The organism is Pseudotabrizicola algicola, assembly GCF_010915705.1.
In the GTDB taxonomy this organism is placed as follows: Bacteria; Pseudomonadota; Alphaproteobacteria; order Rhodobacterales; family Rhodobacteraceae; genus Pseudotabrizicola; species Pseudotabrizicola algicola.
Genome location: NZ_JAAIKE010000003.1, coordinates 106,037 through 120,081, shown reverse-complemented (window position 1 = coordinate 120,081; position 14,045 = coordinate 106,037). Strand labels below are relative to the sequence as shown.

Below are 14,045 nucleotides of genomic sequence, written 5' to 3'. Positions count from 1 at the left end.
TCCTCGCTGTCAGGACTGCGGCGCGGGCGTGCCGCGCAAAACGGCGGCAATACGGGCCGCCGCAAGTCCATCACCATAGGGGTTCATGGCCCTCGCCATCTCGGCATGGGCCAGTGGCTCATCCAGCAGACGCAGCGCCTCGGCTTCTATCCGCGCGGCGTCCGTGCCCACAAGCCGAACGGTGCCTGCCGTCACTGCCTCGGGGCGTTCGGTTGTCTCGCGCATGACAAGCACCGGCTTGCCAAGGGCAGGCGCTTCTTCCTGCACACCCCCGGAATCGGTGATGATCAGATGCGCGCGCCCCATCAGCCAGACAAAGGGCAGGTAATCCTGTGGCCCGATCAGATAGACCGAGGGTGCATCACCCAAAATCCGCTTTACAGGCTCTTGGACATTCGGGTTCAGGTGGACGGGATAGACCACCTGAACATCGCGCGCAGCGGCAATTTTCTTGAGCGCGATGCAAATCTGCTCAAACCCCTCGCCAAAGTTCTCGCGCCGATGGCCCGTGACCAGAATCATCCGGCGCGTATCCAGAAACGGGAAACCCGCCGCAATTTCTGCAGCCAAGGCAGAATCTGACCGCAATCGGGAAGCCACATCCTGCAAGGCATCAATCACCGTATTGCCGGTCACATGAATGCTATCGGGGGCCACGTTTTCGGCCAACAATGCCGAGCGTGCGGTTTCTGTCGGAGCGAAATGCAGATCGGCGATCCGCCCCACGATGCGGCGGTTCATCTCTTCGGGCCAAGGCGCGAACACATTGCCCGTGCGGAGACCCGCCTCGACATGACCGACAGGCACTCGGGCATAAAAGGCGGCCAGCGCCGCAGCCATCGTCGTGGTCGTATCACCGTGAACCAAGAGGCGGTCATAGCTGCCGGCTGCCAACACATCCCGCAGACGGGTCAGGATGGTGGCGGTTATGTCGGTCAGGTCTTGGCCCGGCTTCATGATATCGAGATCGACATCGGGGGCAATTCCGAACAGTCCCAACACCTGATCAAGCATCTGCCGATGCTGACCTGTCACGCAAACATGGGCCGTGATGCCCGCCGTTGCCTGAAGCGCCTTCACGACGGGGGCCATCTTGATGGCTTCGGGGCGGGTGCCGAACACAATAAGAATCTTCAAAACATCACGCCCTGTTGTCAAATCGCAAGACCCGCCTCCTCAATACCGTCTGGTCATGGAATTGCAACCGATGCCGCCCCCATCGCACAGCCCCAAGGCGATGATCGGGCCTTCAACGATAGGCATTGGCATAAAGCTGCGCATCCTCCAGCGCTGCGGCCTCGTCTTGAATGGCGCGCGCCCGTGCCCGTCCACCGGCAGAGGCTGCTGACATCGCCTCGGGCGTTGCCAGTAAATGTTCTAAGGCTTGCACCACCGCGTCCACATCCCCGGCTGGCACGACATGGCCAGCGGCGGGCAGCGCGTCATTGCCTCGACCAGCGATCAAGACGGGCGGGGTGCCACGGTCATAGCTGACCACGGGGCGGCCCGCTGCCATAGCTTCCAGCACCGTTCGCCCGAAACTCTCGGCGAAATGCGACAACGACAGCACCACATCCGCAAGCGCCAGCGCCTGCAGTGGACCTTCCGCATAACCGGCATGGCGCATGTTTCGCGGCAATGGCCCCAGCGCAGCCAAATCGGCGGAAGCAGGGCCGATCAGCAGCACCTCGACGTCAAGCCCGAGCCGAAGCGCGGTTCGCGCCACCCTGCACGCGTCTGCAATCCCCTTTTTGGCGATATTGGAGCTTATCAGCGCAACCCGCAGTGGCTTTTGCGGAGCAAACGGCAGGTCAAAGAGCGCCTCATCAACTCTGTTGGGCAAGGTTACAAGACGCCCCGGTTCCAACTGCTTGCCCGGATCTATCCAATGCGCGGTCGCAGCCGAATTTGCGACGAACCGGTCAGACTCTTCCAACAAGGTCGTTCTAAGAAGGTCGGGGTCAAAGCCCAGACGCGCGCACAGTTCGGCGTCTTCCTGAGGAAGTTCGCGCAGATAAACCACCCCTGGCACACCAACCGCCCGCGCAGCAGCCAGCGGCGCGTCGCAGGCCAAAGTGTTCACATGCACTTCGCAGGCCCCGCTGTCGTGGATTGCGGCCTTCAGCGCGGCAACAGTCGTCGGATGCGGCACCTTCCCGCGCCGGCGCCAACCGTAGGGAATCAGCCGCACCGCCCGCGCGCGATCGCGGCAGGCCGCAAGATAGGCAGCGTCATGACAATGTGGCAGCACCACCTCCACTGCCAACCCCGCCTTTCCCGCGCGCTCTAGCATGGTCAGGAAACTGCGTTCAGCCCCGAACTGCTGGCCAAGCGCCTGATGCGCGCAGAACAGCACCACCGGAGCGTCGACGCAAACATCGGGCCGAGTTCCGTCAAAGACCGGAAGTGGCGCGTAAGCCCCGGGGTTTTCAAGATGATGCAGCAGGGGATTGCCCGTCTCATCCCACCCTTGAAGGCGGTAGCCGCTGGTAGAAAAGCCCGCAGACGGGTCGCGCCCTTCGTCGGCCCCGTGAACAAGGTAGTGCATCGCGGCAGCGCGCGCCGTGCGTTTGGCTTGATTACGCACATCCGCGTGCGCCACCAACCCCGCAAGATCATCGTAGGTTTCCAGATACCAACCTGCGTCGAATAATGGCGTCCGCCGCAAGCGCGGCAAGTTCCGAAGCGCGCGCAACCTTCGTGCCACGCGCACCATTACCGATGCCTTGGTCATTCTTGCCCTTCCAGCACATCAATGCGCAGCAGATCGGGCACGGGAAAGGCGCGGGGCATTCCCGGCTCGGGTAAGCGCGGTGTCTCGGCGCTGCGATGCCACTGGGCTGCCGCCGCAATATAGGCAGCCCGCGCCGCCGCGCCGGGACCAGTCAAACCGGTCTCGGACGCTTGCGTTAAGGACGCGGCCCCAATTCGCCCAAAGGCAAGCGGCACATCGGGCATCAGCAGGTGAACGCCCGACCCACCGCAGACATGGCGCAACCTCGCGACAAACTCGGTATCGGCCCCTGCACGCACCTGATCCCACGGGCCAATTCGGTCGATCACTTCACGGCGCAGCATGATTGAGGATAGGTTCACATGCACTGGCCGCACATCCGGTCGCCACAAACTGGGACAAAGATCGGGCGTGACCCGAACCCAGTGCGACAGGCAGGCGGCAAGATGCGATCCCGCCATAAGTGCCTGCATCTGGCGCGCCAGTCGGTCAGGATGTGACCAATCGTCGGCATCTTGCAGGGCGATAATCTCGCCTGCCGCATGTTCCAGCCCGAGGTTGCGCGCCGCATAGGCCCCTGCACCACGCCTTCCCGCCACCAAGCGCACCCTTGCATCGCGCTGCGACCATCGCGCCACCCGCGCGGCGGTATCGTCGTCAGAGCCATTCTCGACCACCAGAACCTCAAGGCGGCGCCAACTCTGCGCAACCAAAGACGCCAGAGCCGTGTCAATCGTGGCGGCAGCATTGCGTGCGGGCATCACGACAGTGACCAGAGGCGCGCGCTCTGCTTCATTGACAACGGCAGAGGCGCGCGCAGACAACCTATCAAAGGCGGGCACTTGCACCGGATCCCGGTCAGCCGTCGTGTGTGGCGACAAACGTGGCACATCAAGCCCGTGGCGGTCATAAAGCGCAGCCAAGCTTGCAGACCAGCCCGCATCGTCGCCATGAGCCAGCGCCAGCGCAGATTTCAGAAGACGCCATCCGCTCGCAGGTCCGAAGCGTGCCTGCACGATGTCCAGAGCCGTTGACGCCGTCGCAAGGTCGCCAAGGCGCAGCACCATTTCTGCCCGCAAAAGCACCGGATCAGGCAATCCCAGCCCGTCAAGAAAGGCATCGGGCGGTGACAAAAGGCGCGCGGCCGAAGACCAGTCCCCCGCCACGGCGGCAAGTCGTGCCAGCGCCAGCCCTGCCCAAAGCGCCTCCGGCACTGCACCGCACTTAAGAAGAGATTCCAGGACGGATCGTGCGTCCTCTCCGGCCCAGATGGCGGCTTCGGCTTTTGCCGCCTGCAAATCTCTTGGCAAACGCCCCTCGATGCGACCGTGGCGCAGAAAATGCAAAGCCGGATCGACACCGCCTTTTGCGACATCGGGGTTCTGGCGCAGATATCCGTCCGGATCAAACCCGGTCGGCAAACGCCAGCGTCTTGGCATGACCGGGCGGAGGGCGCGCAGCAGGGCAGTGGCTTGCAGCCGCATCATCCTTTGGCTTTCCATCATCCGGCAAGGGGAATGGGCAAAGGTCAAGAAAGCCCCTAACTCTCTGCGCCCGGTTCATCGCCCGATACTAGGCGGTCTGGCCCCGCAGGATCAAGCGCGGGTTGCAGAATGCCGCGCAGACGGAACTCGAGACCCACATCGACAATCACCTTGCCCTGCCTTGCCTTGAAGGCGCGGCGGTGCATGGGTAATACGGTGCCATAAATGGCGCCGCGCTGACTCGGGTCGCCTGCGCAGGCCTGAGCCGATGCATCTGACCCAGATACAGGGATTTGTCGAAATGGATAGGCATCTGGCAGGGTCAGCCTTAACAGCCTCGGACCTTCGGGCAAACTTTCCCGTTGCCGCATCCCGCCAAATCCGGCGCGGGACCTTCGCCAGATGAGCTGCCCTGTTGCAGTGATGGGCGCGGGGGCCTTTGGCACTGCGCTGGCGATGGTCATGGCGCAGAACGGGCGTGATACCACCCTTTGGGGGCGCAGCGGGGACACGATGGCCCAGATGATGGCCCTGCGCGAAAACACGCGCCATCTGCCGGGTATGCCCTTTCCAGATTGTCTGAAGGTCAGCGACGACATAGACCAAATCCAGAACAAGGCTGTGGTCTTGCTGGCCGTTCCGACCCAGTCGCTGCGAAGCGTTCTGGAAAGCCACGCGTCCAGATTGCACGATCGTATGCTTGTCGTCTGCTGCAAGGGGATGGAACGCGGCACCGGACATTCGGCCACTGAAGTGGTCGAGGCCGTGCTGCCCGGCGCGCGGACAGCGGTTCTGACTGGCCCCAGCTTTGCCGCCGATATTGCGGCTGGCAAGCCCACCGCCCTGACCCTCGCCACCAATGACCCCGAGGCCGAAGGGCTGCAGGCACTTTTGTCGACACCACGATTGCGGTTGTATCTGACAAATGATGTCGTTGGGGCGCAACTTGGCGGCGCCTTGAAGAACGTGATCGCCATTGCGGCAGGCATCGCCATCGGGGCAGGCCTTGGCGAAAGCGCCCGCGCCGCGCTGATGACGCGGGGGTTTGCCGAAATGGGGCGGCTTGTGGCGGCCCGCGGCGCAAAGCGCGAAACCCTGTTTGGCCTTTCCGGTTTTGGCGATCTGGTGCTCACCTGCACCTCGACCCAGTCACGCAATCTAAGGCACGGTCTGGCTGTTGGCGCGGAGCAACCGATCGACCCCGCCATGACCGTGGAAGGCGTGATGACCGCGCATGCCGTCGCCGAAGCCTCCAGCGGCGATGACCTTCCGGTGACACGCATGGTGTCGGCCCTGCTCAAACACCAGGTGACACTCGCGGAAGCCATCGACGCGCTTATGTCACGCCCTTTGCACCGTGAAGACGCGCCAGACTGACAGCCTTTTTCAAAGTGTTCCGTTCTTTCGCCGCGCGGGAGGATGACTATAGAAAGAACCTTCCATCGCTGAATTCCAGCACTTCGACGGTGAACAAAAGGTCTGCGCCGTCAATACCGCCCGATTTATGCAACACCGTCGCGCGGGTGCTGTCACCGATGATGGTGTAGTCGGACCGTCGCCCTGAATAAAAGACATAATCCCAGCCGAGACCGCCATCTATCGTGTCATTGCCGCTGCCTCCGGTCAGCCGGTCATTGCCCGCTCCGCCAAAAATCTGGTCATTGCCGCCACCCCCGTCAATCGTGTCATTTCCGTCATGGCCGAAGATGAAATCATCTCCGCCCAGCCCGCGCAGAACGTTCACAAGATCGTCTCCGATCAAGCGGTCCGAATGGCTGGAGCCTGTCAAACTTTCGATAAACACAAAGACATCCCCCGCCGCTTGCCCCGCACTGCCAACTCCCAGCAAAAGCGACGCCTCAACGCCCGTGGGCGCAAGGCTATAGGCCACGGTGTCGCGTCCGTTGCCACCATCATAGCGATCACGCCCTGCGGACCCGACAAACCAATCATAGCCACCCAAGCCGCGAAACTCGTCATCTCCCGAACTGCCGAAGAACAAATCGGGAAAGACAGAGCCAGTGACCCGTTCAATGCTGATGTAGACATCACCCTGCGCAAAGCCGCGCTCTCCACGCCCGGTTTCGAGGTTCACCGTCACCTCGTCCGGGCTGTTAACATATGAAATCATGTCCCGCCCGCTGCCACCGTCGATTGTATCGCTTCCTGCCGTGGCGGTAATCCAGTCATCGCCACCCAGAGCGCGAATGAGATTGGCACCGTGATCACCGGTAATCAGATCACCAAAGCCTGTTCCAGTGATATTCTCGATGTTGCGCAGAAGGTTCATGTCAGCCCCGATCAAGGCCGTTCCAGCGCCAAGGTTGAACGTGCCTCCGCGCGGTGCGTCGGAAAAACTGACCATGTCAATCCCCGCACCTCCGTCAACGGTATCGTTGCCGGGTCCGGGCGAGATCCAGTCATTTCCGTCCCGCCCATCCAAGCTGTCGTTGCCCCGCCCGCCAGACAGGGTGTTGGCACCCGCGTCACCGGAGATGCGGTCGCCAAAGATGCTGCCCTCGATCACCTCGATAGAGAGCAAGACATGGCCCGCAGCCGCGCCGGCGTTGCGGCCCTGTGTTTCAAGATCGAGGACAATTCCAGCAGGTGCGTCCGCATAGCTCAGCCGATCAGCGCCGCTTACGCCCTGATACACCTGGGCTCCAGGGGCGTAGAAATAGACCCCGGACCCAGGCGCGCCCGGCGGAGGATTGCTTGCCGGAGGCGAAGACGCGGCGGCAAAGGGGCGATCCGTTGCGAAAACAAGCGCGGCAGTGACCTCGTCAACTGTCAGCCGGCGCCCCGAAACCAGCGTGATCTCGGACGTGCCTATTCGGATCAGCGCTCCGGTTGCCGTCGGCGCAATCACAAGTCCATCAGGGCTGCGCAGGTCCGAAAACTCTGACAGATCGATGCGATCCGCTGCCGGATCGAAACCCTGAACGGTATCTCGCCCAGCATTGTCCGGCGAAAGGATGTAATAGTCCGCGCCCTCTCCACCCTCGAGGGTATCGCGTCCCTGTCCGCTGATCAGAATGTCATTTCCTGCGCCGCCACGCACCCATGCCCCGCCCGCAGGCGCGGTCAGGATATCATCCATCGCGGTGCCATTCGTAGCGACACCCGTGATACCGGCCTGCCCGCTGCTGATCATCGCCGGATTCAGCACGATCCGCGTTACACCCTGATCACCTGAAGCAAGCGCAAACAATTCAATTCGCCCGCCCACCACAACAAAGCGCAGATCCTGGATGTTCTGAAGCGCGGTCCCGGTACTATCGACGAGCGTGTCCCACACGATCAACCGCCCCGACGGCAGCAGCCGCAAAAGCGTCACCCCGCCATCCCCACCCGCCACCGCGATGAAAACTTGCTCGCCCAGCATCATCATATCCATGGCGGCAAGCCCGCCGAAACGGGTGTCGCGCCCGTCAAGGATATGGTCGACGAGGGTCAGTGCGCCATCGGACGCCATACGCAAAACGGTTACAGAGCCGGTGCCAAAAGACCCCAGAACCACAAAGTGCTGGCCGTTCAGGGTGACGGCACCGATTTGCGTCGGCACGGAAACAGGAAGGTGTTCGCCGCCCGCACTGATCTGCGAGACAGGGGTCAAACCGCCATTCTGCCCGATCCGTAACACCGTGACCGTGTTCATGGACTGCGACGCCGCAATCAGATAGGCCCCATCTCCTGCGCGCAGGCTCGTCATCGCCGAAATGCCCTCGAGCGCCAGCATGGACGTATCGGGCGTGATCGCAACGCGGGTCAGCGTGCCGTTCGGCGCGGCCTGATAGCTGGCAATCCCCGATCCGTGCCTTGCCGAAAGGAACAGAAAATCGCCGCTGTGATGGGCCGTCAGCATGTTGCCCGAGAACCCGCTGCCATCCATCCACAGGTCGCTGCTACCCCGCAGGCCCGCATTGGTCAGCGGGCCCGCCTTCGACGGATCAAGCCCCAGCACGGAGGTGAGGTCGATCCGCCGCTCGACACCGTCAAGCTCTATGGATGTGCGATTACGGCGCGAATGAACCACCTCGGTTACAACTTCTGCAACCTCAATAGGGGCGGTGCTCAGGGCGATCCGGGCGGTCTGGCTGCGGGCGCTGTTGTGAATCGAAAGCTCCGGCTCCGTCATGCCCGCATCGCGCCAGTTCAGGACAAAACGTGCAGATTCTCCGATTGCCGCAACGCTTGCAGCCCAAATTGTCTGCAGTGGCACCAAGAAAGCCATGCCCAGTCACCCCAACGCATCCCCATGCCGAGGCGACTGTCGGGGTTTGGAGCGGACAAAAGGCGGCTCAAAGCGAACTTAATCGCGGACAATTCCTAAAAGCCTGAATTCTAAAATGCAGGGCGAGCAGGCCGCCCTTGATGACGGCCCGCTAGCTACGGCCCTGATCCAGCAATCGGTTCAGTACGCGGCCCAATATCCCCCGGATTTGTCCGGGCGCCCGCTCGGTCCAGAGCGCGGCGGCAATATCTGGCCAGACATGTTGCGCGATCTGGTCACGATAAAGCACATTCTCGGGGGCCGGTGGCGGGTCGAAACGGAACTCTGGCTGAAACGGACCCACCGCTTCTACAAGCCGCGCGTTACCGTCGCGAAACTTCGAGCGGACGCGATCGTGTTCGCGCTTGTTAAGCAGTGTCGTTGGCCGCGGCCCCTGCGGATGCAAGGCCGCCGTGACAAGATCGATCAGTTGCGCAGGTGGCGGTTTGTCACGGCTGATCTGGCAGGCAAGCCACATCGCGAGGGGATCAGGCGAAACATTGTGCTCGTCGGGAGGCGGTGTGGCCAGATCTGTCACAGACAGCCCCGTGCCAAGCAAGTCGAGGAAAACCTGCCCGACGCCACCCGGACGACGGCGGATATCGTCATAATCGAGCAAGATGATCTGCTCTGGCCCAAAGCCTTTCAGAAGATGGTGATAAACGGCGTGATGGTCCAGCGGCACGCCGCCGCCCAGACTGCGGGTAAAAACCCGTTCCATATAGGCACGCAATGAGGGTGCCCTGCGCGTCCGTGCCACCTGCGTCCAGAGTGAAGATATCATGTCGGTCTGGGCGCGCAGGGTATAGATCACCTTCACCTCGTCAAATGCCGCCAGACGACGGGACAAGGCCACCATGTTCACGCGCTGCGGATGAAAGCGCGAAAAGTTTTCGGCGGACAGAAACACAGTGCCGGGATGATGCGCATAGGGCTGGAGAATGGTCCTTTCCCAGAACCCATCAGGCCCCGAGGTATCAAAAAAGCCGGAGGGCAAATCGTGCATCGTCAGCCACGAAGCCGCAAGCGCGTGGTGGGCGTTGTTCGGGCCGATGTTGGGGTAATGCAAACCTGCGTCCGCCAGAATCTTGCGATTGTGGAAAAACAGGGCCTGAAGATAACTTGTCGCTGTCTTATGCGCACCTATGTGCAGAAATAGCTTTGCCATTCCGTCCCCTTAAACCTCTGCCCCGTCCAGATCAGAGCTTTCCCTGATCCGCAGGTCAGACTGGGTCGTTACAATACCAATGACCCGTTCCATCACATGCGCCATCGTTCCATCGACCTGCCCCATCTCGGGCTCGAAATCGCCAGCCGACACAGGCAGATCGGCCATCGCAGCAAGCGCCGCAGGCCGGAGCCAATAGATGGAGCCTGCAGCAAATACAAGTTCCGGCACCCCTGACGCGACCGGCTGTTCTGTTCGCGCCAGCAGGATTTCGCCGCGCTCGCGGTTTGGCCCCCACCATTGTTCTCCACGCGCAAGATGACCGTCCGCAACCCATAATCCGGCGTCCGGGTCGCACACGAACCTTTGCAGCCGGGCCAACGTTGCCGCAGGATCACCCATGACACCGTCAACGAGCGCATCGCGCCATGCATCGCCGTCGTTGCGGTGCAAAGACTTCTTGCTATGCAACTTGCAGACCGCAGCATAAGGCGCAAACAGCCCCGAGCGAACGAGATGCAGGAAAGGCAGGATATCGCGCCCGTGGTTGGGCAGCGTCCACACCCGAGCGTTCGGAAACTCTGCCAGAATACGGTCACAAACCCCGGCGTCAGAGAGCGCCTGATCCTCGCTCAAGGTGACGAAGAGATCGAACGCGAAGCGCTGACGCTTCAGCCTTGCGGCAAACTCATCCCACATTTCGCGGTAATAGAGATGCAGCACCACGGCAAATCTCGCGGGCGGATCTGGCCGCTCATCACCTGTCAGGACGGGCAAGACAGGGGCATTCCCTGCGGCGGGCCTGTCCAGCACCTCACGCCCCTCTGTCCGTCCAAAGGCCAGATAATGTGCCAAGGGCGGCAGACCCGAAAGCGCCTGATCGGGATTGAGATGCGCGTAGGCTCGCGGCGAGAACTGCTTGCTCGGGCACATTCCGACGGCCTCTCCCACCAGCACATAATGACGTTCCGGCAGCATGCGGCACAATCGTGGCAGGCGGGGGTTACACGTCAGATACCACTCCCGATCAAACAGCCCGCTCTGGCGTATCGCCTTTACGTAGCGCCTTTCGGCCGCAGTCATGACCAAAATCCGAAACCCCAGACGGGCATAGCGAAGATAGCGCTGGAGCATGCTTGAACTGATTTCACCCTGTGACAAGCGCAAGTGGGGCGCGCCGCTTCATCGCTAAGGCCCCGTCTGCTTTTGCCCCGCTTGGCATCAATATAGCCCGCAACCCCACCACCATCCAGCCACAAGCGCCGCATCCTTTGGCGCAGGGACAGAAAGCTGCACGGGAAGGCGCGGAAGGATCATCAAAGGATTGACGCAACGGTGGAAAAGGCGCCTATCGGCACCGAAAAACAGCGGAAACGGTCCTTATTTTAGTTATCGCAGAGGTTTATCCATTGGATAGCGCCCGAGAATCTGCAATTCAAACGAAACAATTTTCTAGCGGAACCGCACAATGACCACTCCTGTCCCGCCCCCTGCCGAGGGTGTTTCCCTGACTCACCTGCAACGACTGGAGGCTGAGAGCATCCACATCTTGCGTGAAGTCGTCGCAAATGCCGATAATCCTGTGATGCTGTATTCGGTGGGCAAGGACTCCGCCGTCATGCTGCATCTGGCGAAAAAGGCGTTCTATCCGGCGCCGCCACCGTTTCCGCTCCTGCATGTCGATACCACATGGAAATTCCGCGCCATGTACGACATGCGGGAAAAGGCCGCCCGAGAGGCCGGCATGGAACTGATCGTGCATCAGAACCCCGAAGCGCTGGCACGCGGCATCAACCCCTTTGACCATGGCGGGCTGCACACAGACATGTGGAAGACCGAAGGTCTGAAACAGGCACTGACCAAATACAATTTTGACGTCGCCTTTGGCGGCGCGCGGCGCGACGAAGAAAAATCCCGCGCCAAAGAGCGTGTGTTCTCGTTCCGCACCGCAAATCATCGTTGGGACCCGAAGAACCAGCGTCCGGAGTTGTGGAAACTGTACAACACCCGCAAGGCCAAGGGCGAATCGATCCGGGTTTTCCCGATCTCCAACTGGACCGAACTCGACATCTGGCAATACATCCACCTCGAAGGCATCGACATCGTGCCGCTGTATTTCAGCGCTCCTCGGCCAACTGTAACCCGCGGCGATCTTTTACTGATGGTCGATGATGATCGTTTCCGGCTTGAACCGGGAGAAGTTCCGGTGATGCGGTCCGTCCGCTTCCGGACTTTGGGCTGCTATCCGCTGTCAGGGGCGGTGGAAAGCACCGCCACCACCTTGCCGCAAGTGATTCAGGAAATGCTGCTTACCACCACATCCGAACGCCAAGGGCGTGCGATCGACCATGATCAGGCCGCAAGCATGGAGAAGAAAAAACAGGAGGGGTATTTCTGATGACCGTTGCAACAGATCCCGCCTATGTCACCGACGCCCTGATTGCCGAAGACATCGATGCCTATCTGACCGCGCATCAGCACAAGACCATGCTGCGCTTCATCACCTGCGGGTCGGTCGATGATGGCAAGTCCACCCTGATCGGGCGCTTGCTCTATGACACCAAGATGATCTTCGAAGATCAACTTGCTTCGCTGGAAAGGGACAGCAAATCTGTCGGCACCCAAGGCGGCGAGATTGATTTCGCCCTATTGGTCGACGGTCTGGCCGCCGAACGCGAACAGGGCATCACAATCGATGTGGCCTACCGTTTCTTCGCGACCGAAAAGCGGAAGTTCATCGTCGCGGACACTCCCGGCCACGAGCAGTATACCCGCAACATGGTAACCGGCGCCTCGACCGCCGATCTCGCGGTCGTGCTGATCGACGCGCGTCAGGGCGTTCTGACCCAGACCCGTCGGCACAGCTATCTGGTAAACCTGCTGGGTATTCGCAACATCGTGCTGGCCATCAACAAAATGGACCTCGTCGGTTACAGTCAGGCCCGCTTTGACGAAATCGTGGAGGACTATGCCCGCTTCGCCAAGCAGATCGGGATGGCGGCCTTCACGCCCATCCCGATTTCAGGACTGAAGGGCGACAATATCGCCACAAAAAGCCCCGATATGCCTTGGTACCAGGGGCCAGCGCTTCTGCGGCATCTGGAAGAGGCGCCGATCAACACCACCCGCCTGCAAGACCATGCATTCCGCATGCCGGTGCAATGGGTCAACCGGCCCAACCTCGATTTCCGCGGCTTTGCAGGCCAGATCGGCACAGGGGAAGTGCGCCCCGGCGATGCCATCCGGGTGTTGCCTTCGGGCAAGACCACCCGCGTCAAATCGATCGTCAGTTTCGACGGCGATCTGCCACTGGCGGTGGCAGGGCAATCCGTCACCCTGACCTTTGCCGACGAGGTTGATTGCTCGCGTGGTGATGTAATCGTCGCAGCGGACAACCCGTGCGAGGTGGCCGACCAGTTCGAAGCCACTCTGGTGTGGATGGATGAGCACGAAATGCTTCCCGGTCGCCCATATCTGCTCAAGATCGGAACCCAGACCGTGACCGCAACGGTGACCGAGCCGAAATACGAGGTGAACGTCAATACACTGGAACATCTGGCATCCAAGACACTGGGTCTGAATGCGATTGGGGTGGTAAATATAGCAACCGACCGCGCTATCCCGTTCGAGGCATATGCCTCCAACCCCGACCTCGGCGGGTTCATCCTTATTGACCGAATGACGAATGCGACGGTTGCGGCCGGAATGATCCACTTTGCCCTGCGTCGCAGCCAGAATATCCACTGGCAGGCCGTGGACATCAGCCGTGAAGCGCATGCCGCGCAAAAGGCACAGAAACCTGCGGTTGTCTGGTTTACCGGCCTGTCAGGCTCGGGCAAATCGACCATTGCGAACATCGTCGAGAAAAAGTTGCATGCGCTCGGGCGCCACACCTTCCTTCTTGATGGCGACAACGTGCGCCATGGTCTGAACCGTGACCTTGGCTTCACCGATGCGGACCGTGTCGAGAACATCCGCCGTGTCGGTGAGGTGGCGCGCCTGATGACGGATGCCGGACTGATCGTCCTGACCGCCTTCATTTCACCATTCCGCTCAGAGCGGCGCATGGTCCGCGAACTGATGGCCGAGGGCGAATTCATCGAGGTCTGGGTGAACACCCCGCTCGAGGTTGCGGAAGGGCGTGATGTCAAAGGGCTCTATCGTAAGGCACGCGCAGGCCAGCTCAAGAACTTCACAGGCATCGACAGCCCCTACGAGCCGCCGGAAGCGGCGGAAATCGTGGTCGATACAGTGACGCTCTCTGCCGAAGAAGCTGCCGAGCGGGTCGTGAACGCCATACTGTCGCGCTGAGCGGTGTGCCCCGCGCGGGGCGCATCCTGTCAAATCACTCCGACGACCGTCTTGCTGGCCTAGGTCTTTCGTGAC

At 61.1% G+C, this 14,045-nt stretch carries 10 protein-coding genes; 3 read left to right on the top strand and 7 right to left on the bottom strand.

From position 1 onward, the window contains the following. Positions 1–9: 9 nt before the first annotated feature. From wecB to G3572_RS10290, 4 genes are all read right to left on the bottom strand, one after another. A complete protein-coding gene (gene wecB, locus G3572_RS10305) occupies positions 10–1,137 on the bottom strand; it encodes a non-hydrolyzing UDP-N-acetylglucosamine 2-epimerase (protein WP_164611471.1) in 1,128 nt (375 codons plus the stop codon). A gap of 112 nt (positions 1,138–1,249) precedes the next feature. After that, on the bottom strand, positions 1,250–2,734 hold the full coding sequence (locus G3572_RS10300) for a glycosyltransferase family 4 protein (RefSeq protein ID WP_164611469.1): 1,485 nt from the start codon (positions 2,732–2,734) through the stop codon (positions 1,250–1,252). Further along, a complete protein-coding gene (locus tag G3572_RS10295; RefSeq protein ID WP_164611467.1) occupies positions 2,731–4,221 on the bottom strand; it encodes a glycosyltransferase family 2 protein in 1,491 nt (496 codons plus the stop codon). Before G3572_RS10295 ends, G3572_RS10300 begins: the two co-directional genes overlap by 4 nt. Before the next feature lie 53 nt (positions 4,222–4,274). Continuing rightward, positions 4,275–4,424 (bottom strand): hypothetical protein, encoded by a 150-nt coding sequence (locus G3572_RS10290; protein WP_164611465.1) that lies wholly within the window; start codon positions 4,422–4,424, stop codon positions 4,275–4,277. Positions 4,425–4,620: 196 nt separating this feature from the next. On the opposite strand from G3572_RS10290, the gene G3572_RS10285 reads away from it, so the two are divergent. Then, positions 4,621–5,595, top strand: coding sequence for an NAD(P)H-dependent glycerol-3-phosphate dehydrogenase (locus tag G3572_RS10285; RefSeq protein ID WP_164611463.1), 975 nt, complete (start codon positions 4,621–4,623; stop codon positions 5,593–5,595). Positions 5,596–5,641: 46 nt separating this feature from the next. Here G3572_RS10285 and G3572_RS22290 read toward each other — a convergent pair whose 3' ends face one another. From G3572_RS22290 to G3572_RS10270, 3 genes are all read right to left on the bottom strand, one after another. Next, a complete protein-coding gene (locus G3572_RS22290) occupies positions 5,642–8,356 on the bottom strand; it encodes a hypothetical protein (RefSeq protein ID WP_164611461.1) in 2,715 nt (904 codons plus the stop codon). Positions 8,357–8,603: 247 nt separating this feature from the next. Continuing rightward, a complete protein-coding gene (locus G3572_RS10275) occupies positions 8,604–9,659 on the bottom strand; it encodes a sulfotransferase domain-containing protein (RefSeq protein ID WP_164611459.1) in 1,056 nt (351 codons plus the stop codon). Between the two features lie 9 nt (positions 9,660–9,668). Then, positions 9,669–10,793, bottom strand: coding sequence for a rhamnan synthesis F family protein (locus tag G3572_RS10270; protein ID WP_164611457.1), 1,125 nt, complete (start codon positions 10,791–10,793; stop codon positions 9,669–9,671). 334 nt (positions 10,794–11,127) lie between these two features. On the opposite strand from G3572_RS10270, the gene cysD reads away from it, so the two are divergent. Both cysD and cysN read left to right on the top strand, forming a co-directional pair. Then, a complete protein-coding gene (gene cysD / locus G3572_RS10265) occupies positions 11,128–12,057 on the top strand; it encodes a sulfate adenylyltransferase subunit CysD (protein ID WP_164611455.1) in 930 nt (309 codons plus the stop codon). Then, positions 12,057–13,970 carry a sulfate adenylyltransferase subunit CysN gene (gene cysN / locus G3572_RS10260; RefSeq protein ID WP_164611453.1) on the top strand — a complete coding sequence of 638 codons (1,914 nt, stop codon included), beginning with the start codon at positions 12,057–12,059 and terminating at the stop codon, positions 13,968–13,970. Before cysD ends, cysN begins: the two co-directional genes overlap by 1 nt. Positions 13,971–14,045: the final 75 nt, after the last annotated feature.

Bases quoted from the DNA above. Each gene is read 5' to 3' on its own strand.
- G3572_RS10275 (WP_164611459.1), bottom strand. From the start codon at position 9,659: ATGGCAAAGCTATTTCTGCACATAGGTGCGCATAAGACAGCGACAAGT.
- G3572_RS10290 (WP_164611465.1), bottom strand. From the start codon at position 4,424: ATGCACCGCCGCGCCTTCAAGGCAAGGCAGGGCAAGGTGATTGTCGAT.
- G3572_RS22290 (WP_164611461.1), bottom strand. From the start codon at position 8,356: ATGACGGAGCCGGAGCTTTCGATTCACAACAGCGCCCGCAGCCAGACC.
- cysD (WP_164611455.1), top strand. From the start codon at position 11,128: ATGACCACTCCTGTCCCGCCCCCTGCCGAGGGTGTTTCCCTGACTCAC.
- G3572_RS10295 (WP_164611467.1), bottom strand. From the start codon at position 4,221: ATGATGCGGCTGCAAGCCACTGCCCTGCTGCGCGCCCTCCGCCCGGTC.
- G3572_RS10270 (WP_164611457.1), bottom strand. From the start codon at position 10,793: ATGCTCCAGCGCTATCTTCGCTATGCCCGTCTGGGGTTTCGGATTTTG.
- G3572_RS10285 (WP_164611463.1), top strand. From the start codon at position 4,621: ATGAGCTGCCCTGTTGCAGTGATGGGCGCGGGGGCCTTTGGCACTGCG.
- cysN (WP_164611453.1), top strand. From the start codon at position 12,057: ATGACCGTTGCAACAGATCCCGCCTATGTCACCGACGCCCTGATTGCC.
- G3572_RS10300 (WP_164611469.1), bottom strand. From the start codon at position 2,734: ATGACCAAGGCATCGGTAATGGTGCGCGTGGCACGAAGGTTGCGCGCG.